A 22797-nucleotide genomic window follows, 5' to 3' on the forward strand; every position below is an offset into this window, starting at 1 on the left:
ATTTAAAAAAAAATCCCTGCTTTTGCAGGGACTTTTCAACAAATTATGGCAATTTATTGTGCGGCAGCCTGAGAAGCTTCTGCTTCTGTCGCAGGAGTGGCTGCATCTGCATCAACATTCGCAATTTCTGCTGGTACGTCTGTGTTCTTTTCGTCCATAACAGGCTTGTCTAATGAATCAATTGCAGCTTGCTGTTCTGGCGTTACTTTTTCTTCAACTGCCGCATCTGTTTTAGGTGCTTCATCTTTTTTTGCACATGCAGTTAGTGCCAATGGTGCGATTAATAAAGCAGCAAGTGTTAATTTTAGGTTCATCACATTATTCCTACAACAGGTGATTTAATGCCCATGATTTTATTTCAGATATGTGACAGTTTGATGACCTAAAGATGAATGCAATAAAAAAGGCTGACTGTCGTCAACCTTTTCATTTATTTCACCAAATGCGATGAATAAATTTTTTAAGCACGCTCTAAAAGCACTGCTACAGCTGGAAGTGTTTTGCCTTCAACAAATTCAAGGAAAGCACCACCGCCTGTAGAGATATAACCAATCTTGTCAGCCACTTCGTACTTATCAATCGCAGCTAAAGTGTCACCACCACCCGCAATTGAGAAACCTTCAGATTCAGCGATTGCCAATGAAAGTGTCTTGGTACCTTCACCGAATTGATCGACTTCAAACACACCTACTGGACCATTCCAAAGTATGGTTTTTGACGTTTTCAAGATTTCTGCAAATGCTTGTGCAGTTTCTGGACCAACATCCAAAATCATGTCGTTATCAGCAACATCTTCAACTTTTTTCACCACAGCTTTAGCCGCTGCTAATGAACCCAAGAAGTCATCAAAGTTGATTTCGCTGGCATCAGCAACTACAACATCAGTTGGAAGTGGAACAGATACTTTTGCAGCAATCGCTTTCGCTGTGTCGATTAAATCATTTTCACACAATGATTTACCCACGTTATAACCCGCAGCAGCCAAGAATGTATTGGCAATACCACCACCTACAATCAATTGATCGCAAATGTCTGACAGTGAAGTTAAAACATCGAGCTTAGTCGATACTTTAGAACCCGCAACAATCGCCACCATTGGCTTTTCAGGTGTTTGTAATGCACGACCTAAAGCATCAAGTTCAGCCGCAAGGAGTGGACCTGCTGCTGCAACTGGTGCTAAACGTGCAACACCTTCAGTTGAAGCTTCAGCACGGTGAGCCGTACCAAAAGCATCCATAACAAATACATCACAAAGTGCTGCATATTTTTGCGCTAATTCTGGGTTGTTTTTCTTTTCACCGAGGTTAAAACGGCAGTTTTCCAAAAGAACCACTTGACCCGCTGCAACGTCAACACCATCAAGGTAATCCGTCACTAACTGAACGTCTTGACCTAAGGCTTCAGTCAAATAAGCAGCCACTGGAGCTAATGATTGTTCAGCTTTTGGCTCACCTTCAACTGGGCGACCAAGGTGTGAATACACCATGACTGCTGCACCTTGTTCTAAAGCAGCTTTGATTGTCGGTAATGCCGCACGTAAACGTGCATCACTGGTAATCACACCGTTTTTAACAGGTACGTTTAAGTCTTCACGAATAAGAACTCGTTTACCTGCTAAATCAAGGTCAGTCATACGCTGAAAATTCATGTATAGCTCTCTGAATATATAAAATCGGCACGATTTTAAATGATTATGCAGAAAAAGGTTAGCTTCTTTTGTATAAAAGCTGCCGAAAGCGTCAGTTTTGATTATGATATTGAAAAGCCATAAATTGATTCATTGCTATGTCATTTCATCCAGATCCGCAAATTAACCGCTTGAACGTATTTGGCGAACCCTTAGCCAGTTGTTGTTTTGACCCGATTACGGGTTACTTCCGTAATGGGTTCTGTCATACCGCGACCACTGATTTAGGGCAACATACTGTCTGCGCACAAATGACATCCGAGTTTTTAAATTTTTCACAAAAAGTCGGCAATGACCTAATCACTCCAGTGCCTGAAGTGGGTTTTCCTGGCTTACAACCCGGTGATTTTTGGTGTATTTGTGTAACCCGCTGGGTTGAGGCTTATCAGGCTGGAATGGCTCCACCTATAAAAATTCATGCTTGTCATCAAGCCGTACTTTCTTATGTTCCTCTAAACGTACTAATGGATTACGCCATCTGATGAATACACATATCATTCTGGCTTCGAGCAGCCAAACCCGAAAAGATTTAATGGACCGCTTAAAGATCCAGTATGAATGTGTGGTCCCTGAAATTGATGAGTCACCACAGGGTGAATTACATGCCGATGATCTAGCACGTCGTCTCGCCTTTGAAAAAGCCCATACCATTGCCCAAAAACACCCTGAATCTATTGTGATTGGTTCAGATCAAGTGGCTTGGCGTGAAGGTGCTCCTGATATTTTCATTGGCAAGCCATTGACCGAAGAAAAAGCGATTCGCCAACTTCAAGCCAATTCCGATAAAATTGTATATTTCAGTACAGCTTTAAGCGTTCAACAGCATTCGACTGGCTTTGAGCAAACACTGGTCGAACACTATAAAGTTAAATTTCGCAAACTGAGTCTGGCTGAAATTGAACGCTATGTGGCTGTAGAACAACCACTGCACTGTGCAGGTAGTTTTAAATGTGAGAGTTTAGGAATCAGTTTGTTTGAACAAATGATTGGGCAGGATCAAACCACTTTGATGGGTATGCCGATGATCCAGCTTTGCCAAATTCTCCGTCAATTAAATATTTTAGTTCCTTAATTTAGGCTGTATTTTATGTCTCAAACTCTAGACGTTTTAGGCGGTATTACCGCAGAACAATTCCTTGCTGAATATTGGCAAAAGAAACCTTTGCTGGTTCGTAATGCTTTACCTGAGATTGTGAATATCTTAGAACCGAATGATGTGATGGAACTAGCTTTAGAAGAGCATGTCACGGCACGTTTAATTAAGCAAAAAGATAAAGATCCCAATCAGTGGTCAGTGAAGTCATCTCCGCTCATTAAAGGTGATTTCCAGAAAATGCCAAAATTGTGGACTTTACTGGTGCAGGCCGTTGATCATTACTCGTTTGACATTGCCGAACTCTGGAAAAAATTCCCTTTTATTCCACAATGGCGTCGCGATGACATTATGGTGTCTTACGCTCCTAAAGGCGGTTCTGTAGGTCAACATTTTGACTTCTACGATGTGTTTCTTGTTCAAGGCTATGGACATCGTCGTTGGCAGCTTGGACAAATGTGTGATGCCAATACTGAATTTGTTGCGGGTCAACCACTTAAATTATTACCTGAAATGCAGGTTCATTTTGATGAAGTCCTAGCACCAGGCGATTTACTTTATGTACCGCCCGGCCTCTCACATTATGGCGTTGCAGAAGATGACTGTCTCACCTTCTCTTTTGGTTTCCGCATGCCAAACATGGCGGACATGATGGATCGCATCAGCGACAAGTTTGCCGAAAATACTTTCTTGAAGAATCCTCTGCTGGATATTCAAAGACAAACTCAAGCGCAAATCGGTGAAATTTCAAAATCCGAATTGGATTATCTGAAAACCTTATTACTTGAACGTTTACAGAATTCTACCGAGCTTGATGATGCCATTATGAGCTTAATGTCTGAGCCTAAATATCCAGACAACATTCCTGAGCCAGATGAAATTGAAGCGGTTGATTTACGTGAAATTTTAGGCACAGGCTATGAAATTATGCTCGAACCAGCATCTCGTTTGCTTTATACCGAACAAGAGCAAGAGTTATTGTTCTGGGCCAACGGTGAACAGCTCTGTCTTTCCAAAGAGTTTTCTGCGCTTTTAAAGCAAATTGCAGATGGCAAAGTCTTGGCTTTTGATCAACACTTTGATCATGAGGAAATTTTGGAAGATATGGCTCAGCTCATGAATGATTCCATCTTGATGCTTCTGCCACCAGCTGAAGAATAATCCAAAAGCCCGAAGGTATTAAACGGTGTTTAATACCTTCTTTTTTATGAGCGTCATTTAATCTCCAATAAGGCCTGCACCACTGTTTTCCCCTTTTCAGAAGTCACTAATAATTCAGCACCCACACGTTCTAAACGCATTTTCATACTGCGAATCCCAATGCTCATCCCATTTTGAAAATTACTGGTAACATCAAATCCCACACCATCATCTTCAATGGTCAAAATGAGTTGCCGTTCATATGGAAACACCATTGAAACATTCACATGCTTTGCATGACTATGTTTAATCACATTGGTCAAACTCTCTTCCAAAACACGGATTAAGGTTAAGCATTGTAAAGCCGTTGGCACATAACCCCAGTTTTGCGGAAATGACCATTTGGACTCAATATCTAACTCGTCCATCAGTTGACTAAAACGATGCCGAACAGGAGCCACCCATAAAATTGGATTCTCAGGTACACGCGATTCAAGGCTCGAACCACTATCAATGATTTGCCTTAGATCATCTCTCAACAGTTTTAAAATGGACAGAAACTGCTTATTGGACATATTGTGTTCTGCCTGATCCACAATAATCATGGAACGCACCAAGGAAGAGCCTAGACCATCATGTAAATCATGCGACAAATGTATCCGCTCTTGTAGTCGCACATTTTCAAGTTCGAGTTTATGTTTCTCGTTCATACTCGAATATAAATCATGACTGACTTGATGAACTTTATCTTCCAAGCGCTGGTTAAACTTTTCTATACGACGCGTGTTACGTGCCAGTTTCACCCCTAAAATGAGCACCACAAAGAAAGTAATAATTGGCGATGTATAGGGTGATAACGGCTTAATATCCTTATGTAAATCTGAGCCCAACAAGACGGTATCAAACAAAGCACAAATTAGAATACCCGTTAGGCAGAGCAGTAAAAAAATGTACTCTCGTTTTTTGGTTTTATAGGTGACATACCCCAAATAGAGATAGGTCAATACAAATAGCAGGATATAGAGCATGAAAATATTAATAAAAACTCTATCCAGCCAATCGACAGGGGTAAAGAAAATCAAGATTAAAAAGATAAAGGTAATGAACCGAACTACACCTTCTATTTTTATAAACTTAACCCGAATAAAGCGTAATAAATAAGTACAAAAGCTCAGCATGTAAAGTATAAAAAAGCTGATGTTGGCTTGAACAGCCATGACGGTATTGGGGAATGGTTTGGTTTCAGTCACTAAAATATTGGAAATAAAAAGCACCCAAAGTACACAACTTAATGCAAACCAAGCAAAAGTGGTTTCCGAGCGCCTAAAAATCCAAATGGAAAAACACAACAGCCCCAGCACAAGTGAAATAATAATATTGATTTCAAACAGTGTCCGTCGATTCCAGATTAACTGTTGCTGAAGATCGTAAGCCGCCTGCACATTTTGAAATGAGATGGCTCCCAATCCTGCCTGTTGAAATGCATAGCCATACACATAAATTAAAATTTCATTCTCCCCTGCTCTTAAACTCGCAGGAGTAAGTACCCAATAACGCGGACTGTTCCAGCTTTTCGACAGCGGTTCTACTAAATTTTTATCGCGCCAAAGCAAGCTTCGGTTGAAATAGACAGCCCCAGCAGAATTCATATATTCCACGGTAAAGGCAAAGGATTGATTGAAGGTTCCAGAGGAACAGTCAGGTTTCCAACGTATTTTGTACCAAACACCACCGATGTAATCAGGTTCATGCATAGACCAGTTATCTGGTAAATCGACCTCCTTCCAACCCTGTTTTGGAATATGATGAAGGGAGTCTGTTCGCACAAACTGGATCGGTTGTACCTGAATTGAACACTGCGGGCTAATTGAAAAGTATGACTCTGCGGAAGCTTGCATTTGCATGCAAGCCAATGCAAGCATACACAAAATTCGCAGAATCACTTTCGTCATATAATGCCTAAAGTTCTAGCCGCACTGACTGCTTTGGTTCGTTTAGAAACCGAGAGTTTCCGATAAATGTGTTTGATGTGACTTTCCACCGTATATCGCGAAACAAACAACTGCTCCGAAATTTCACGGTTACTTAAACCCTGCGCAACCAAATCTAAAATTTCTTTTTCACGGTTGGTTAAGGCCTCCATATCAGAAGGAAGCTCTTCTTCACATTTATTCTGCGTTTCATCCCGCACTGCAATTTGCGCCAGAATCTCTCTGGCAATAAATGGATCGATTGGCGCACCGCCACGCAGAATGCTACGTATCGCAAGTAGTACTTCAGAGTCATCCCGCTCTTTGAGTACATAGCCTGTTGCACCCGCTTTAATCGCAGAAAAAAGACTAGATTGCGTACTCCAAGCTGAAATCACCAAAATTAAGGCAGTGGCATCTCGTTCACGTAATTTTTCTATGAACTCTATACCATTACCATCAGGCAAGCCCAGATCAACGAGCGCCAAAGAAATTGGTATTTCTTCCATCTTCTCGAATGCTTCTTTTAAATTAGAGACAAAATGTAATGTCTCGTTCTCGTAACCCAGTTCAGTTAAAATTATTCTTAAACGTTTTTGTATAATTGGTTCATCTTCCAGAATAACCACTGGTACTGGTAATACAGTTTCATTATCGTTCATGTAACACCCCATCTCTCGCTTTGCAATATACGCAGATTTTCAAGATGACTCATATCCCTATATTTGGGTAAATTGAAGCAATCTTCCTGATTTTCACTTCATCTATTCTTAAGATACACTCATCGGCGAGTTTTTACACAATAAAACTATGCTGTCGCATAAATTAAATGAAAATAAACATAATCACGATATTTTCGGCTCGATGCTTCTATTGCTTTATTCTTGAGCAGTTCACACAAATCATTACTTGTGCTCCTGACTGAATCTTGGCATTGTGAAATAAAATTTCCAACAGGCACAAGGATGAATTATAACAATGCCGAATCCTGCTCAAATTGTTCGTCATAAATTACTCAATACTTTTTTTTCTCGTCATTCTGTCTGGTTCACCTGTATTTTTATTGCTCTTAGCATCACATGGTTCAGACTAAATTACGCGCCACACTACATTTATTATTTTATTTCCGATACGGTGCTCAACTCATTATGGTTGATTACCTCCATTTTAAGTGTGCTTGGATTATATGATTTACTCCAGAACAATCATTCCATCCTGAAAAATTATCCCATCATCGGGCATTTCCGCTTTCTGTTTGAAGAAGTTCGGCCTGAAGTTCGACAATATTTTATCGAGTCGGACAACGATGCCTTACCTTTTTCTCGTATGCAGCGCAGTCTGGTTTATCAGCGTTCAAAAAATGAAAATTCGGATAAACCGTTTGGCTCAATCATTGACGTGTATCAACAAGACTACCGTTTCATGACGCATTCAATTCAACCTTGCCCTCCTGCTGATCCCTCAACTTTTCGGATCGAGATTGGTAGTTCGCAATGTACGCAGCCGTATAATGCATCCATCATGAATATTTCAGCCATGAGTTTTGGCAGTCTCAGCGCGAATGCCATTCGTGCCCTGAATAAAGGGGCGCAACTGGGCAATTTCTATCATGATACAGGTGAAGGTAGCCTGAGCCCTTATCATCTCGAGTATGGCGGTGATATTGTCTGGGAGATAGGCAGCGGTTACTTCGGTTGCCGTACGGAAGATGGTACTTTTGATCCCGTCAAGTTTGCCCAACAAGCTGTCCTGCCGCAAATCAAAATGATTGAAATTAAATTGTCTCAAGGGGCAAAACCCGGACATGGTGGTATCCTGCCGAAAAACAAAATTTCCGCTGAAATTGCTCAGATTCGCGGTATCCCGCGAGATCGTGATTGTATTTCTCCCTCCAAGCATTCTGCATTTAATACCCCAATTGAAATGCTTGAATTTATTCAGAAGCTTCGAGAACTTTCAGGCGGTAAACCCGTTGGTTTCAAACTCTGTATTGGGCAACCCTGGCAATTTATGGGCATAGTCAAAGCTATGTTGCATACCCAAATATTACCCGACTTTATTGTGGTCGATGGCTCTGAGGGAGGGACTGGGGCTGCACCCATTGAGCTAATTGATCATATGGGGACGCCATTACGTGAAGGTGTACTGTTTGTGCATAACACGCTGGTTGGTGCTGGATTAAGAAAACAAATTAAAATTGGTGCTAGCGGCAAAATTATCAGTGCTTTCGATATTGCAAATACAATGGCAATTGGCGCTGATTGGATCAATTCAGCACGCGGTTTCATGTTTGCAATTGGATGTATTCAGGCGCAAAGTTGTCACACCAATCAATGCCCAGTAGGGGTTGCCACCCAAGATCCAGACCGCCAAAAAGCCATTAATGTTCCGACCAAGGCAGAACGGGTGTTTCATTTTCATAAAAATACCATGCATGCCTTATCTGAAATGATTGCTTCAGCTGGCTTACGCCATCCTGCTGATATTAAGCCGCACCACCTCGCGCAACGTGTGAATGACCGCGAAATTAAAAACTATGCACAACTGCACTTTTGGCTGAAAGAAGGTGAACTTTTAAGCTGTGAACATCAAGATGAAGAGAACTTTTATTTTCGGATGTGGAAAATGGCGAAAATGGAATATTTTTAATCTGGCTCTAATTAAAAACATGACGCTCACATAACACGCAAAAATTTAAATGCGCTTCTCTTATGAAAATTACATAAGAGAAGCGTTTGACTAGGCTTTAGATTGCCTAAGATTAGTAATATTCACCCGAACTATGCGCATGTAAAAATGCAGGAATCAGCCCAGTTAAAGCAGCACGAATATCTGCCCGCTCATTAATCAGCTGATGTGAGCCTTCTTCCAGCATAAGCAAAGTTTGTAGTCTAAATTTTTGACGAATAAATTCAATGTTATAACGCCAATCAACCGTCTGATCTAAAGCCCCCTGCGCTAACCATACAGGAATGCGACAGGAAGGGCGTTCTTCCATCTGCTGCATCCACTTGGACATTGCCAAAATCCAGTCCATGCCCATCATGCGCGGTTGTAGTGGATCTTTTAAGCGCACGAAGCGTAAAAATTCTGGGTTATGATTATTTCTACGGAAATGCCGTGGAACTTGACGTTTAATCCGACGAATAATGCCAAGCCCAACCGAATTATGCCACCATGCTGATTTCGCAGGTCGGATCAGGGGCGACAGCAATAAAACTCGCTCGACATAGGGATTTTCACGGCGTTCTGCAAATTCAAGTAGATGATGCATCAAAATTGCCCCACCAGTACTTTGCCCAATCCCCAACCAAGGCTTAGGCAATTGCGGTGCATTTTTTACATATTGATAAACCGCATGTAAAACACGCTGATAATGATCAAAATCCTGAATACTGGCAGGTGAACCATCACTCAAGCCATGCCCTGGCAAATCATAAGTTAAGACACTAAAACCTTGTTCAAGCAATTCACGAATAATCGGTTGATAGATACCGCTGTGTTCCAAATAGCCATGGAGTAAGAACACCGTTCCTTTAATGTCTACTTTCCTTGATTCATTCGCTTTGGGTTGGAACACCTGTACATGCAGCTTAAACAGTGGCATCTGTACAAATCCCTGCCAATGCTCACATTCCAAAAGATGTAAACCATATAATTTACGATAAGCCTGTAATTCAACCGAAGGAGAAAATGCATGATTCAGGTTAAGTGGGCTTAAGACTTGTGGTGTCGTATCACGACTAGGGACTGGCAAGTCGAGTTGTTTTAAGATGCTTGGATTTAAAAACGGAATTTCAGGCATTAGGGTACCTCTCGACAATCGCTTGACCCAAACAACATGTCGCGAATGGTCGCCAACATTTCATAATTTGCACGTCGGCTATGGTCATAATTTTGTTGGCTCGGCTGCCAAGCTGTCAGTTGTGTTGGCATTGGAGCTTCGATTGGCATTGTTTCTATACCATTTAAGGCAAATAACCGGCGTGTTCTCGGCATATGGTATTGATCTGTAATTAAAATCACCGTCGGTGCTCCTCCTTTTTTTTGTAATAATAATGAGCTAAACCGTGAGTTTTCACAGGTGTTCATACTTCTATTTTCGAGCAGCTTAGCATCTACACCGCGCGCTTTTAACCAGCGTTGCATATAAGGAGCTTCTACACCACTCAGCACGATCGGCAACTTATAGGTTTTCTCAACCTCTAAGGTTTTTTCCAGTCTTAACTTAGTATAGTCATTAACCACAATATCTTTACGATTTTTATCTAAAGTTAAACCTCCACCTAGGACCACAATTGCATAAGGCTGTGACTTGGCAGATTTAGGCACTTCTTTTTGCTCTTGAATTTGAGCAATATCTTTTTGGATTTGTTGATCGTCAGTGTTTTCGACGACTTGCTCAACTTCGTGGGTCTGTAAAAACTCCAGATACTTTTCCATCAAGGCTTTATTTTCTTTACTGTCCAACTCCAATAAATCTTTGACATTTTGTGTTGGATCCTCAGCTTCGGAAGCTGCTTGTTCAGGATCAGCCAGTAACGGAACTTGGGGACGGTCTTGCTCTTCATCCTGTTGCTGCTGCTCTTGATTAATCAAGGCTTGTAAAGCGGTGTAACGTGCTTGAATTTGAGGTAAATTTTCAGAGTTGTTGTGCTGAATTTCCTGTTCCATTAACTTGAGATAGGCTTGTCGAGCTATCCACAAATTCGAACCCGGCTCTAAATTCTCTGCTTCGCTTAATGCAGCCATTTTCTGGCTTTGTGCTGCAACTTCATTCACTTCCACAGGCACAAAGGTATTTAAGCCCTTCACCACCAATTTGGAATAAAAAGGTGAATAAATAAAAATCACCAGACAGCCCAAAAGTACAAAGAGCAATGCTGCAATTTGTACCGATCGAACCATCCAATGCGTTTTAGCCATACATTATTCCGTATGTGATTGAATTAAACCAATAGAGTTAAATAAAACAGGCTCAGGTTCTAAAGCAATATTAAATTTCTTCAGTACGTCCTGCTGAACTGCTTGATACGTTGCTTGAACATCGGCTAATGTCGCCTGCTCATAATTCACAAGGACCAAGGCTTGTTTAGCAAACATCCCCACCATGCCCAAACGTTTACCTTTCCAACCAGCCTGATCAATTAACCAGCCTGCAGCAATTTTAATCTGTCCATTCGCTTGAGGGTAATGGGGTAATTGAGGGAATTTCGTATTTATTTGGTCAAAACATTGTTGAGAAATCACAGGATTTTTAAAAAAACTGCCGACATTCGGAAACTCTTTAGGATCAGGTAACTTACTTTGACGTATTTGAATCACTTGATGCTGTAGATTTTCTGCTGTTTGTATTTCGCCAACTGCCTGCTTTAAATCCCCATAGCTCAATTTCAGATCCGGCTGTTTTAACAACTGAAAAACCACCTGAGTAATCACATAGCGTTCAGGCTCATCTTTAAAAATACTGTGACGATAGGCGAAATGACAATCTGAAGCTGAAATTTCAGCAAACTGACCGAGTTTGCGGTCATATACACGTACTGAGCGAATGAATTCCCCCACTTCGACGCCGTATGCACCGATATTCTGTACAGGAGAAGCCCCCACTAAACCAGGAATTAAAGCCAGATTTTGCAATCCATAGAGATGTTGCTCGGTACTCCACAACACGAAGTCATGCCAAGCTTGCCCTGCACCAACAGCAAGGGTTTTCGTCTGTTCGTTTTCATCAATTACTTCAATGCCTTGGATATCCATATGCAGCACTAAAGCATGGATATGTTCGGGTAATAGCATATTACTACCACCGGACAAAATAAGCGTATTTAATTGATTTTGCTCGGCATATGCCAAAGCTTGCAACAACATGCTTTCATTGACAATTTTCACATAGTGCGAAGTAATCGAACCCAAATTTAATGTATTAAAAGGCTGAAGTTGAACGTTATTCTGAATCTGCATGCTAAAACCCAAACTAGCCTTTCTGCTGTTGTTGAAATACCTGAACCCAAGCCAGACTACTTGATTCACATTGATCAAGTACCCGCTCAAATCCATCATCGCCCCCATAATAAGGGTCTGGCACAGCTTGTTGAAGAAATTTTTGATCGTGCTGACTCATCAGGGCAATCTTTGCGCGAAGCATGTGCTGCCCCAACATGGTTTGTGCCTGCTGCATCAACGCTTGAATATCTTCTAAATTTTCATAATCCATCGCCAAAATCAGATCAAACTCAGCAAAGTCTTGCAAATGCAACTGACGTGCGCGTAAAGCAGAAAGATCATAGCCTCGTTGTTTGGCATGTTTCTGGCTTCTTAAATCAGGTGCTTTGTTGGGATGATAATTACTGGTTCCCGCAGAATCGACCAAAATATTAAGCTGATGCGCATCACAATAATGTCTTAACACCACTTCTGCAGTGGGTGAACGGCAGATATTTCCCAGACAGACACATAACACCTTATATGGCGTTTGCGATGACATAAGCACCTCAATAGATTGTTTATTTTGCAATGTCTTATGTTAAGTTATTTACAGGATGAATCCTACTAGAACTGTAAAACAAAAATGCCTAAATGATGATAAAGCGAGAAGGAATTGCCCATGTATGACTTTGAGTTTCAAACTGTTTCCCGAATTATTTCAGGGCTTGGCTCGATTCAGCAATTAGCCACAATCTTGCCTGAACAGCGCTGTAAGAAAGTCCTACTCGTCACGGATATGGGCATGATACAACACCAGTTACATCTGCCCATTCTTGAGATATTTGAGCATCTGGGATTAGATTATGTCATTTTTTCAGATGTGATCGCTGATCCGCCTGAACAGGTGGTGATGAATGCGGTTGAGTTCGCCCGGCAAGAACAGATTGATAGCGTGATTGGTTTCGGTGGTGGTAGCTCTTTAGATGTGGCGAAACTGATCGCAATATTGGCATATCCAGCGCAACAGCAAGTACTCTCAGACCTCTACGGCATCAATAATGCAAAAGCCCCACGACTGCCCCTAATTTTGGTTCCAACGACGGCGGGCACGGGCTCCGAAGTCACCCCTATTTCTATTGTCACTACAGGCGAAACTACCAAAATGGGGATCGTTTCACCTGTGCTGTATGCTGATATCGCTATATTAGACGCCACATTTACCCAGAATCTGCCCATACATATTACTGCGGCAACTGGTATTGATGCGATGGTGCATGCGATTGAAGCCTATACTTCTAAAATAAAGAAAAATCCATATGCCGATATGCTGGCTAAACAAGCTTTGCGTCTACTCAATCAGAACTTAAAACTTGTGCTTGAAGATGGCTCCAACCTACAAGCACGACAAGCCATGCTGACTGGCTCCATGTTTGCGGGTCAGGCTTTTGCCAATGCCCCTGTCGGTGCGGTACATGCTCTGGCTTATCCCTTAGGTGGGCATTTTCATATTTCACACGGTCACAGTAATGCTTTGGTGTTGACTGAAGTACTAAAATTTAATGCACCTCAAGCCAAACACCTTTATGCCGAGCTTATGACCTGGATAGATCCTTATAGCACAGGCTGCACAGATGGTTTGTGTGACTTATTTATTGATCATATGCAAAATCACTTAGACCGCAGTGGTTTATGCTTGAAGCTGAATCAACTGAATGTGCCTGCACACTCGCTCACTCAATTAGCACAAGATGCCATGCTACAAACGCGGTTATTACAAAATAATCCACGTCATTTACACCTAGAAGATGCGGAACAAATTTATCAGGCAATTTACGCTTAATCAGCCTTCACTGCACAGGATATGCCCATGAAACCCCAGGCAAAACATCGTGAAAATTATCCCTTTATTTTCCCCATACAAACACGTTGGTCCGACAACGATCTTTATGGGCATGTAAATAATGTGAATTACTATAGCTTTTTCGATACTGCTGCCAATGCGCTCTTAATTCAAAAAGCCCACTTTGATATTCATCACTCTCCGATCATTGGCCTAGTGGTGAGTTCATCCTGCCAGTTTTTACAAGAATTATGCTATCCAGAAATCATTGAAGTGGGGGTGGCAATCAGCAGAATAGGCAATAGTTCCCTAGAATATGATTTGGCGATTTTTAAAGCCCATCAATCTTTGGCCGCTGCACAAGGTCAATTTACCCATGTTTTTGTGGATCGAGCACAGCGCAAAAGCACCCCCATTCCTTTGGAGATGCGTCAGGCACTTCAAGCCTTTATGCAAGTTGTACCTGAGCCAAAATTTGTTTAGAAATTATTTTAATTGAATATTTTGTAATTCTGCATCAAAGCCTTGGAGTAAATCCCGTACCGCAGGCTCAGCCTGCAAGAGCTCAACGGCTCGCTGATGGGCATGCTCTTTACGTTGATGCTGCAAAAGATAAGGTGTGGTTTCTGTGACTGCACCATATTCAATTTTAAACTGGGTATTCGGCCATTGTTTCTTCAGTGCTTGTTCTAGAGAGTGCTGCGACTGACCCAATAATTGCTGATATTGCTCTGGAATATGGAAAATAGATTCCGCATTAATATGCCCCGTCATTACACCGTGTTGTGCCAGTTCTTGCACGGCAGGAGATAATTCACTTTGTCTGAACCAGAACTCCCATTTACCTAAAGTCCATTCCCCTTCCAAGACGTGCTCTTGCACACGTAAAATGTCTTGCGGCATCAGCTCGGCTTGGCCGCATTCCGCTTTCAGTTCTTTTTGAGCAGCAATTCCTGCTGTAGTAAGTTCAGGTAGTTCGGTCTTGGCTTCAGAGCTAACAGGCTCAACAGCTAAACTGAATAATGAGTCTTGCTCTACCTCAACTGCTACGGATTGAGCCGTTAAATCGACTTGTGCTTGAGAAGTCGCATCTAAGTAATCAATAGCAGTAGCTTGCTCGTCAACGGGAAGTGGCGCAATTTCATCAAATAAGAAATCATCACTACTGGCTTCAGAGGATGTCGCAGATGTTGCATCTTCTTCATCCAAATCAAACAGCACATCATCACTGGCAGGATCAAATACAATTTGATCGGGATTGCTCGCGACATCTGCTTCTGCGTCAACCTGTACAGGTGTTGCTAAGGTTTCAGATTCATCTTGTAAATTTACTTCAGCAGCAGAGTTTTCTATAGATGAAACTACCTGCTCCACTGTCGAATGTGCTTGATCTTGCGGAACAGCAACTTCAGGATTGATATGAGTTACTGTTTGCTCAGTTGCCAATACAGGCGCAGACTGCATTGCTGTAACGGGAGCCGATACCAAGACTTCATTGGGTTGCAATGGTCTGAATGCCAACAAACGCAGCACGCACATTTCAAAGCCTTGCTCTTGTGTCACCGCCAGTTGTAAATCTGCGCGACCTTTACACGCAATTTGGTAATACAACTGCAAATCTTGATCTGCAATTAATTTGGCAAGTTGGCTAATCTTCTGGTTAATTTCGGCACTGTATTTCAGGCTTAAATCCGGCAAATATTGCATCAAAGCCAGTTCATGCAAGGTCGAAATCAATTGATCTAAAACCAGAGATACATCTAAAGCTTGTTGTCTAAACTGTAACAGTAACTGGCTGACACGCGCTTTTTGGTTTTGATGAATTGCCAGCAACAAATCATAAATAATGGTGCGATCAATCAAACCCAGCATTTCTTTAACATCTTGATGCTGAATAGCACCCTGACCATAAGCAATTGCCTGATCCGTCAGCGATAAGGCATCACGTAACGACCCGTGAGCAGATTCAGCAATTTGCCAAATGGCATCTTGCTGCGCGGGAATTTGCTCTTTTTCTAAAATACGTGTGAGATGCTCGGTAATTTCATCCACCGCCAAAGGGCGCAAGGTAAATTGTAAGCAACGAGAAATAACCGTAATTGGCAGTTTTTGCGGATCAGTGGTCGCAAACAAGAACTTTACATGTTCAGGCGGTTCTTCTAATGTTTTTAATAGGGCATTAAACGAGTGTGTCGAGAGCATATGCACTTCATCGATCAAGTACACTTTATAGCGCCCTTGCGTTGGCGCATAAGGTACGTTATCTAACAGCTCGCGCGTATCTTCAACTTTGGTCCGTGACGCTGCATCGATTTCAATTAAATCGATAAAACGCCCCTCATTGACCGCTTTACAGGTAGTACATACTTCACAAGGCGTTGCAGTGACGCCAGTCTCACAGTTCAAGCATTTCGCAAGAATACGCGCAATGGTGGTCTTACCGACACCACGTGTACCCGTAAATAAATAAGCATGGTGTAAACGACCACGTTCTAAGGCACTACTGAGTGCACGTGACACATGGTTTTGACCCACCAATTCATTAAAATTACGAGGACGATATTTACGCGCAAGTACTTGATACATGTATGCTCCTTTTCACAGGCCTAAGCATACTGTTTTTTTAGCCAAGAGTGAATGAACAATCTGATGCTCAAGTCATGATTGTGGAAATTAAACCCGTTCCCACAACTTAACTTGTATCGTGCTGCGTCAATACCAACCGTATTCAAAGATAACTCTCAACTTTTCCGATCCAAAACTAGCAAAAAATGTGAACAAAGAGACTTAAAATACTCTTGCAGTTCTCTATGTTGAGTGAAGTGTTAAAACCAACCTTTACGTCCTTTCAACACTCCATCTGCACATCGTAAGGTTTCTTGGGTTAGCCCCCATAAACGATAGTCTCCAGTAATGGAAGCAGTGGCAAAATTATGCGTATAGGCAAAACTTAATTCACGCGCAGGATCACACCAAGCGCCTGAGCCATTGAAGCCCATATGCCCAAATCCTGTTGGGACTTGTTTACCGAGGGTCAGTACTCGGTGATAACCTAAACGCCAATGCATCGGCAATGGCATTATTCGATCGCGTTTTCGGTACTGAATTTGGCTCATTCTTTGAAATACTTCAGGTTGAATGAACTGTTGCTTTTGCCATTGTCCCTTTTGAGCCAACATGGCATAGATTTTTGCCAAACTCCCTGCGGAGAACACTCCGTTTGCAGCTGGAATCGTGGCTTGTAAACCCTCATCACTAAAGAAACTAAACTTTTTCATGCCTTTAGGAATCATGGCATCTTGAAAGTCTTGCGGGTTTTGACCGGTCCACTCTACGGCTCGATCAAAAAGAGAGGCTTTCTTTTGAGCCGTTTGCGGAACTTTATTCTTGGCGTGATCGGTACTGACTTGAGCTTGAGCGAATACCCGCGCTACACGATGCAGTTGCTCTTTGGGTACGCCAAAATAGGCATTTTCAATCTCTAGAGGCTGGAATAGATACTCGGCCATTAAGTCGGACAATTGACGTCCTGTAGCTTTTTCAAGCGTACCACCAACCAGCCAGCCAAAAGTTAAAGGTTGATAGGCAGCATCCTGCTCCACAGCAAAGCGAGGTTTAATTTGTGCAATTCGGTCTAACATGGCATTCCAATCTGCCATGTCACGCGCCTCATTCACCGTATGACGAATGTCAAATAAGCCACTTTGATGGCTTAATAGATGAGCCAAAGTAATCTGAGATTTTTCATTTTGAGCGAATTCAGGCCAATAATCTGCTACTGGCGTGTCATAATCGAGTAAACCCTGACTGACTAAAACATGTGCCAAAGTGGCCAATACCCCTTTACCTGTCGAGTAACAGACTGACAAAGTATCCTGCCCCCAATGCTCAGTTGCGGACTTTTTCCCTACATAGATATCGACAACTTTCTTTCCCTGAAAATACACGCACAGTCCTGCCCCGCCGAGATCCTTTCTTGCATCCTGCAAGCGGCTAAACTGCTTCGCTAAATCTAGAAAGGCAGGATCAACCTCACCTTTATACTGATCGCTACTCGCAAGCAAATAGGCTTTCAACTCATTCATATCTCATCCCTGTATTTGTCATTTATATTGCTTTTAATCTCTTATTTTTAAAATAGAAAAGCCCAAATCAAGATTTGGGCTTTATTGCATTTATTTAGCGCGCTGTAATATGTCCCATTACATGCGGCTTTTTATTCTTACTGTTTTGAATCATGAAATCGATATTCTGGCCATTTTGAGCCGTCAAAAACTCAACTTTCGAAGGCAAATACATGGGCAATTTGAACCAGACATCCGCTTCATAGCTGTCTGGTAAACTTAAATTGGCTAATGCCTTGGCTTTACTCCACATCCCATGGGCAATCGCTTGTTTAAACCCAAAGGCTTTAGCCGTAATCGCATGAATATGAATCAAATTAAAATCACCAGAAGTTAATGCATAACGGCGACCAATATTTTCAGAAACTTCCCATTCTGCTTGTAATGCGTAATTGGGTTGGCTTTCATCTTTGGCTTTCGCAGCAGCGACTTTAACTTCTGTTTTTTGACGTGCCAGATAAGTGGTCACGCCCTGCATCACCACATCATTACCCACTTTGGCTGTGGTAATAAAATCGAATTGAATGCCTTTATCGTGTGGTTTTAAGTCACCAAACTGACATGAAAGACTTAAACTTTCATTTACACCAATCTTGCGGCTTTGTGAAACTTGATTGCGAATATGCACCAGACCCAAAATTGCAAAGGGAAAAGCTTCTTGCGTCATCATGTGCATCTGCAAACTTTGAGATAACACCGCCAAATAAATAGCCGGAATATAACCGTTGTTTTTAAAACCACAGACAGCGTTATAAGCTTTTAAATGCTTTTGATCTACTTTAAATGAATCCACCACATATTCAACTTGCGGAAGGACTTTCTCTCCTTTGGGCTTTTTAAAAATCAGTCCTTTCACAACCTTTGGGTAAGCCAGATAAGGTTTTGGAAGTTGAGAAAAATGGCGTGTATTCATATTGAACCTTTTAATTATAAATGTAACATCTAGATTTTTTCCTCTTCTAAGTAAGAGGTTCAAAAAGAGCACCCTAGCACTCTTTTTGATGATTATGACTGCGCAAGGATAAATCGGCGTGCTTAGGCACCTAATAAACTTTGTCCACAAACACGAACGACATTACCGTTTAAACCTGTTGAAGCGGTCGATGCAAATAATGCAATCGTTTCCGCTACATCTACAGGTAAACCACCTTGACTCATTGAGTTCATACGGCGTCCCGCTTCACGAATCGCAAAAGGAATTGCAGCGGTCATTTGCGTTTCAATAAACCCCGGGGCAACAGCATTGATCGTGATTCCATTTTTCAAAATTGGAGCCGTAAATTTCACTACCCCAATGACACCAGCTTTTGACGCTGCATAGTTGGTTTGCCCCAAGTTACCCGCAATACCTGAAATTGACGATACACAAATAATACGGCCATTGGCATTTAGACCATCATTTTCAAGTAAGTAATCATTGACGCGTTCAATCGCAGACAGATTGATGTTGATGACCAAATCCCAAAGCTCTGGCTTCATGTTGACTAAGGTTTTGTCACGGGTAATCCCTGCATTATGAACAATAATATCTACGCCACCTTGTGCTGCCGCAGCGGCTTTAATTTTCTCACCTGCATCAGCCGCAGTAATATCAATAGCCAAAGTAGAACCGCCAATTTCACCCGCCACACGGTCTAAATCCGCTTGTTGCTGTGGCACATCTAAACAAATCACATGTGCGCCATCACGAGAAAGCACATGTGCAATCGCTTCACCAATACCACGACTTGCCCCTGTTACAACAGCGGTTTTGCCTGCAAGCGGCTTAACCCAGTCCACATCAATCACAGCAGCTTTTGATACGCGAATTACTTGACCAGATACATAAGCTGAACGTGGCGATAATGCAAAACGTAAGGTCGACTCTAAATTCGCTTCCGCACCGTCATCCACATAGACCAACTGTGCCGCAATCCCTTTTTTAAATTCTTTACCTACTGATTTAACAAAGCCTTCTAATGCGCGTTGTGCAATCGCTTGTTTAACCGTTTTGGCAGTTTCAGGTGTCGTGCCAACCACAATGACACGCCCCGAAGCTAAAATTTGACGCGAAATTGGGTTAAAGAAATTATAAAGTTCTTTCAGTTGTTCCGAGTTTTGAATACCTGAAGCATCAAAAATGACTGCTTTGAATTTAGATTCACGATCGCCATCGTTAAATGCATTAAGTTTTAGACCTTTGGTCGCAGCAACTTGTTGTAGTTCTGTATTGTTGCCTGCATAACTATTGGCATGAATATTTGCCAAAACCTGAGAGATTGCCCCAGACAATGGACTAGCTGGTGCTGCACCAACTAATACAGCGCCTTTAATGACTGGCGTCGCAGACTCAAAACGATCTAAAAAAGTCGGTGCTGGTAAACCTAAATTTTTAATGACAAATTTGCCAATTGGAGATTTTGCGAATGCTTGGTATTGGTCAGTCATGTTTATTATCTCTCAAAACGAATTAAATTTATTTGATGGCTTTTAAACTACTGTTTAACTTCAATATCATGCCAAACACCTAGATTTCAATAGACCCATCAGTTTCCGTTGAATCATACTTGAGTTAAACCAGTGATGACTTGACCTGAATGTATTCTGCAATGTCATTGTAGTCAATTCGAGCTATGATGTATTGTGTTAATGTACACCTCAAGAATACTGTAACATGCTTGGAAAAGCCTTATGAGCAAAACAACTCAAGAAAATCCAGCAGTCGAAAATTCGGTGACTGACACTGTGTCAAATACATCAAAAGCGCGTACGCGTACACGCCAAACAACAGACACAGCTGCTTCGTCTACAGCCCCAACGACTAAAACAACTCGTACACGTGCAGCTTCTTCGCCTCGCAAAAAAGCAACACCTCGTACAACGAAAACTGAATCTACAACTCAAACTTCTGTCCTACAGGAAAAAATTATGAGTCAAAACACTACTCGCCGCGTTGCAATTATTGGTGGTAACCGTATTCCATTCGCTCGTTCAAATGGTGCTTATTTCACTGCATCTAACATGGATATGTTTACCGCAGCATTAAATGGTCTTGTGGAACGTTATAATCTTCAAGGTCAACGCTTAGGTGAAGTTGTTGCAGGTGCGGTGTTAAAACATAGCCGTGACTTTAACATGACTCGTGAATGCGTTTTAGATACGGCTTTAGCACCAGAAACCCCAGCTTATGACCTGCAACAAGCCTGTGGAACGGGTTTACAAGCGGCTTTCCAAGTGGCAAACAAAATCGCTCTAGGTCAAATTGAAGTTGGGATTGCTGGCGGTGTTGACACCACTTCAGATGCGCCAATTGCATTTGGTGATGGTTTACGTAAAGCACTTCTTGAACTGAATATCGCTAAAACAGGTAAAGACCGCTTAAAAGCATTAACCAAAATTAACCTGAAAGATTTGATGGATGCACCCAAAAATGGTGAGCCACGTACAGGCCTATCCATGGGTGACCATCAGGCGATTACCGCTTTAGAATGGGGTATTTCTCGTGAAGCTCAAGATGAGCTTGCTGCATCTTCACATCAAAAAATGGCGCAAGCCTATGAAGAAGGCTTCTTCGATGATTTGATCACGCCATTCTTGGGTTTACAGCGCGACAATAACTTACGTGCTGACTCGACCGCAGAGAAACTTGCGAAGCTTAAGCCAGTCTTTGGTAAAGGTGATGCCCGCACCATGACTGCGGGGAACTCAACGCCATTAACTGATGGTGCATCTTGTGTGTTACTTGCATCTGAAGAATGGGCACAAGCCAATGGTCACGAAGTATTGGCTTATCTCAGCTTTACCGAAACTGCTGCTGTAGATTTCATTGGTAAAAATGGACCTAAAGAAGGTTTGTTGATGGCTCCTGCTTATGCGGTACCACGTATGCTTGAACGTGCTGGCATTACTCTGCAAGATTTTGACTATTACGAAATTCATGAAGCCTTTGCATCACAAGTGCTCTCTACTTTAAAAGCATGGGAAGATCCTCAATTCTGTAAAGAGCGCTTGGGCTTGGCAGCACCTTTAGGTTCAATTGATCGAACAAAACTCAACGTTAAAGGTTCTTCTTTAGCTGCTGGACATCCATTTGCAGCAACGGGTGGTCGTATTTTAGCAACCGCGGCTAAGTTAATTCACCAAAAAGGTTCAGGGCGCGTACTCATTTCGATCTGTGCGGCTGGTGGACAAGGCGTTACAGCAATTGTAGAAAAATAATTGATCTCATTCCTGTATAAAAGCACTTCTTCGGAGGTGCTTTTTTATAACTGAATTCCTCTTCGCGATAAAGCTTTAAGCCTCTTACTACACCCCTATGCGTTGGCAATCACCTTAAACTATTTGTGTCTATTTTTACGCTGCATATACACACCAAAGACAATGTGTGCCAATAAAATACAACTGATCACCGCAAAAATAATGACGATGGAATGCTCATCCTGTATGAAATATTGCCAAAAAATATGAAGCCCGTGGGATACCTGCAATCCTATACTCACCACCAGTAATGCCCAAATAAAACAGGCCAGCAGATTAATCAGCATATAGCGCAAAATAGGATATTTTTGGATGCCAATACTAATTGGAATAACTGTTCTTAAGCCCCAAGCAAAACGCATAAATAAAATACTCAGCGTAGGATATTTCTCAAGTAAGTACGTGGCTTGCTGAAATTTTTGATTAAGTTTTGGGTGTCGGCTAATGAACTGATGACCATACCTGACCCCAATCTGATAATAAAACTGATCACCGATAAAGCCCCCAATCATAGCGGAAATCATAAGAGCCACCAAAAATTAAGCACATGTTGATGCACGGCATAAGCCCCGAGCAAAACAACGGTTTCCCCCTCAAAGAATGCACCCAACATGACGGCAAAATAGCCATAGTGTTGTAAAACATAACCCCAATCAAGCATAGTAAATATCCTATGTTGATGAAAAGATTGCTGAAGTGTAAATATGCTTTTCAGCGACGATTGCTCAAATTCAATTTTATTCTAATCTGGATCTTACAAGAGCGATGTCAATAATTGT

21 protein-coding genes are annotated in these 22797 nt (G+C 41.9%); 7 read left to right on the plus strand and 14 right to left on the minus strand.

Going from position 1 to position 22797, the window contains the following annotated elements; translation table 11 throughout:
* Positions 1–53: 53 nt before the first annotated feature.
* Entirely contained in the window at positions 54–314 is a 261-nt protein-coding gene (locus tag ACX17N_RS11670) for a hypothetical protein (protein WP_458892740.1), read from the minus strand.
* Positions 315–460: 146 nt separating this feature from the next.
* Positions 461–1648: a phosphoglycerate kinase gene (locus ACX17N_RS11675; RefSeq protein ID WP_458892741.1), complete on the minus strand. Its 1188-nt coding sequence runs from the start codon at positions 1646–1648 to the stop codon at positions 461–463.
* A 137-nt stretch (positions 1649–1785) separates the two neighbouring features.
* Between ACX17N_RS11675 and ACX17N_RS11680 the strand changes: the two genes are divergently transcribed.
* Genes ACX17N_RS11680 through ACX17N_RS11690 form a run of 3 tightly spaced genes read left to right on the plus strand, consistent with a single transcriptional unit; the run spans position 1786 to position 3941 of the window.
* Complete coding sequence (locus tag ACX17N_RS11680) at positions 1786–2169, plus strand: DUF2237 family protein (protein WP_458892742.1); 384 nt, start codon at positions 1786–1788, stop codon at positions 2167–2169.
* Positions 2169–2759: a Maf family protein gene (locus tag ACX17N_RS11685; protein WP_458892743.1), complete on the plus strand. Its 591-nt coding sequence runs from the start codon at positions 2169–2171 to the stop codon at positions 2757–2759. The genes ACX17N_RS11680 and ACX17N_RS11685 overlap by 1 nt, the downstream gene beginning before the upstream one ends.
* Before the next feature lie 15 nt (positions 2760–2774).
* The gene (locus ACX17N_RS11690; protein WP_458892744.1) at positions 2775–3941 is read left to right on the plus strand and encodes a ribosomal protein uL16 3-hydroxylase; all 1167 of its coding nucleotides are present in this window, start codon (positions 2775–2777) and stop codon (positions 3939–3941) included.
* A 53-nt stretch (positions 3942–3994) separates the two neighbouring features.
* Here ACX17N_RS11690 and ACX17N_RS11695 read toward each other — a convergent pair whose 3' ends face one another.
* Positions 3995–5872, minus strand: coding sequence for a sensor histidine kinase (locus ACX17N_RS11695; protein ID WP_458892745.1), 1878 nt, complete (start codon positions 5870–5872; stop codon positions 3995–3997).
* A complete protein-coding gene (locus ACX17N_RS11700) occupies positions 5869–6552 on the minus strand; it encodes a LuxR C-terminal-related transcriptional regulator (RefSeq protein WP_458892746.1) in 684 nt (227 codons plus the stop codon). Before ACX17N_RS11700 ends, ACX17N_RS11695 begins: the two co-directional genes overlap by 4 nt.
* Before the next feature lie 316 nt (positions 6553–6868).
* On the opposite strand from ACX17N_RS11700, the gene ACX17N_RS11705 reads away from it, so the two are divergent.
* The gene (locus tag ACX17N_RS11705) at positions 6869–8539 is read left to right on the plus strand and encodes a glutamate synthase-related protein (RefSeq protein WP_458892747.1); all 1671 of its coding nucleotides are present in this window, start codon (positions 6869–6871) and stop codon (positions 8537–8539) included.
* 112 nt (positions 8540–8651) lie between these two features.
* Here ACX17N_RS11705 and ACX17N_RS11710 read toward each other — a convergent pair whose 3' ends face one another.
* From ACX17N_RS11710 to ACX17N_RS11725, 4 genes are read right to left on the minus strand one after another with little or no spacing between them, the layout of a single operon-like run.
* Entirely contained in the window at positions 8652–9695 is a 1044-nt protein-coding gene (locus ACX17N_RS11710; RefSeq protein ID WP_458892748.1) for an alpha/beta hydrolase, read from the minus strand.
* Positions 9695–10816, minus strand: a complete 1122-nt coding sequence (locus tag ACX17N_RS11715) for a YdcF family protein (RefSeq protein WP_458892749.1) — start codon at positions 10814–10816, stop codon at positions 9695–9697. The genes ACX17N_RS11710 and ACX17N_RS11715 overlap by 1 nt, the downstream gene beginning before the upstream one ends.
* 3 nt (positions 10817–10819) lie before the next feature.
* Positions 10820–11854 (minus strand): UDP-N-acetylmuramate dehydrogenase, encoded by a 1035-nt coding sequence (gene murB, locus ACX17N_RS11720; RefSeq protein ID WP_458892750.1) that lies wholly within the window; start codon positions 11852–11854, stop codon positions 10820–10822.
* 13 nt (positions 11855–11867) lie between these two features.
* Positions 11868–12377: a low molecular weight protein-tyrosine-phosphatase gene (locus tag ACX17N_RS11725; RefSeq protein ID WP_458892751.1), complete on the minus strand. Its 510-nt coding sequence runs from the start codon at positions 12375–12377 to the stop codon at positions 11868–11870.
* Between the two features lie 120 nt (positions 12378–12497).
* On the opposite strand from ACX17N_RS11725, the gene ACX17N_RS11730 reads away from it, so the two are divergent.
* Together ACX17N_RS11730 and ACX17N_RS11735 are read left to right on the plus strand one after the other, a co-directional pair.
* On the plus strand, positions 12498–13658 hold the full coding sequence (locus ACX17N_RS11730; RefSeq protein WP_458892752.1) for an iron-containing alcohol dehydrogenase: 1161 nt from the start codon (positions 12498–12500) through the stop codon (positions 13656–13658).
* A gap of 27 nt (positions 13659–13685) precedes the next feature.
* Positions 13686–14141, plus strand: coding sequence for an acyl-CoA thioesterase (locus tag ACX17N_RS11735; RefSeq protein ID WP_458892753.1), 456 nt, complete (start codon positions 13686–13688; stop codon positions 14139–14141).
* A gap of 3 nt (positions 14142–14144) precedes the next feature.
* Here the strand turns inward: ACX17N_RS11735 and dnaX are convergent, their stop codons facing one another.
* The 4 genes from dnaX to ACX17N_RS11755 all read right to left on the minus strand — a co-directional run bounded on the left by dnaX (position 14145) and on the right by ACX17N_RS11755 (position 20209).
* Positions 14145–16244 carry a DNA polymerase III subunit gamma/tau gene (dnaX, locus tag ACX17N_RS11740; RefSeq protein WP_458892754.1) on the minus strand — a complete coding sequence of 700 codons (2100 nt, stop codon included), beginning with the start codon at positions 16242–16244 and terminating at the stop codon, positions 14145–14147.
* 239 nt (positions 16245–16483) lie between these two features.
* A complete protein-coding gene (locus tag ACX17N_RS11745) occupies positions 16484–17743 on the minus strand; it encodes a serine hydrolase domain-containing protein (RefSeq protein ID WP_458892756.1) in 1260 nt (419 codons plus the stop codon).
* 94 nt (positions 17744–17837) lie between these two features.
* On the minus strand, positions 17838–18695 hold the full coding sequence (locus ACX17N_RS11750) for a MaoC family dehydratase (RefSeq protein WP_458892757.1): 858 nt from the start codon (positions 18693–18695) through the stop codon (positions 17838–17840).
* A 122-nt stretch (positions 18696–18817) separates the two neighbouring features.
* Complete coding sequence (locus ACX17N_RS11755; protein ID WP_458892758.1) at positions 18818–20209, minus strand: 3-oxoacyl-ACP reductase; 1392 nt, start codon at positions 20207–20209, stop codon at positions 18818–18820.
* A 243-nt stretch (positions 20210–20452) separates the two neighbouring features.
* On the opposite strand from ACX17N_RS11755, the gene ACX17N_RS11760 reads away from it, so the two are divergent.
* Positions 20453–21979, plus strand: coding sequence for an acetyl-CoA C-acetyltransferase (locus ACX17N_RS11760; protein WP_458892759.1), 1527 nt, complete (start codon positions 20453–20455; stop codon positions 21977–21979).
* Positions 21980–22098: 119 nt separating this feature from the next.
* On the opposite strand, the gene ACX17N_RS11765 is transcribed toward ACX17N_RS11760, so the two are convergent.
* Complete coding sequence (locus ACX17N_RS11765) at positions 22099–22542, minus strand: DedA family protein (RefSeq protein ID WP_458892760.1); 444 nt, start codon at positions 22540–22542, stop codon at positions 22099–22101.
* Complete coding sequence (locus ACX17N_RS11770) at positions 22539–22679, minus strand: hypothetical protein (RefSeq protein WP_458892761.1); 141 nt, start codon at positions 22677–22679, stop codon at positions 22539–22541. Before ACX17N_RS11770 ends, ACX17N_RS11765 begins: the two co-directional genes overlap by 4 nt.
* Positions 22680–22797 lie beyond the last annotated feature (118 nt).

The organism is Acinetobacter sp. GXMZU3951 (assembly GCF_054457875.1).